Source organism: Kitasatospora sp. NPDC096204 (assembly GCF_044763205.1).
Lineage (GTDB): Bacteria > Actinomycetota > Actinomycetes > Streptomycetales > Streptomycetaceae > Kitasatospora.
The window spans coordinates 1-1,093 of the sequence record NZ_JBIWFT010000109.1 but is presented as its reverse complement, the minus strand read 5'-3'; the positions used below and the strand labels follow the sequence as shown (position 1 = coordinate 1,093).

General features: G+C 56.7%; 1 rRNA gene. It reads left to right on the top strand.

Annotated elements, in window-relative coordinates:
- A 23S ribosomal RNA gene (locus tag ACIQ87_RS40330) occupies positions 1-1,093 on the top strand; the annotation flags it as partial.

The window sequence follows — 1,093 nt, the reverse complement described above, 5'->3', positions numbered from 1 at the left end:
CTCCCAAGTAGCACGGGGCCCGAGAAATCCCGTGTGAATCTGGCGGGACCACCCGCTAAGCCTAAATATTCCCTAGTGACCGATAGCGGATAGTACCGTGAGGGAATGGTGAAAAGTACCGCGGGAGCGGAGTGAAATAGTACCTGAAACCGTGTGCCTACAAGCCGTGGGAGCGTCGTTCATCAGCTTGCTGGTGGGCCGTGACTGCGTGCCTTTTGAAGAATGAGCCTGCGAGTTTGCGGTGTGTAGCGAGGTTAACCCGTGTGGGGTAGCCGTAGCGAAAGCGAGTCCGAATAGGGCGGTTGAGTTGCATGCCCAAGACCCGAAGCGGAGTGATCTAGCCATGGGCAGGTTGAAGCGCGGGTAAGACCGTGTGGAGGACCGAACCCACCAGGGTTGAAAACCTGGGGGATGACCTGTGGTTAGGGGTGAAAGGCCAATCAAACTCCGTGATAGCTGGTTCTCCCCGAAATGCATTTAGGTGCAGCGTCACGTGTTTCTTGCCGGAGGTAGAGCACTGGATAGGCGATGGGCCTTACCGGGTTACTGACCTTAGCCAAACTCCGAATGCCGGTAAGTGAGAGCGTGGCAGTGAGACTGTGGGGGATAAGCTCCATGGTCGAGAGGGAAACAGCCCAGAACACCGACTAAGGTCCCTAAGCGTGTGCTAAGTGGGAAAGGATGTGGAGTCGCAGAGACAACCAGGAGGTTGGCTTAGAAGCAGCCACCCTTGAAAGAGTGCGTAATAGCTCACTGGTCAAGTGATTCCGCGCCGACAATGTAGCGGGGCTCAAGCACACCACCGAAGTCGTGTCATTGCAGCATATAGGGCCAACGCCTGCTGTGATGGGTAGGGGAGCGTCGTGTGCCGGGTGAAGCGGCCGAGGAATCGAGTCGTGGACGGTATACGAGTGAGAATGCAGGCATGAGTAGCGATACAAGAGTGGGAAACTCTTGCGCCGATTGACCAAGGGTTCCTGGGTCAAGCTGATCTGCCCAGGGTAAGTCGGGACCTAAGGCGAGGCCGACAGGCGTAGTCGATGGACAACGGGTTGATATTCCCGTACCCGCTTTGAAGCGCCAACGCTGAACC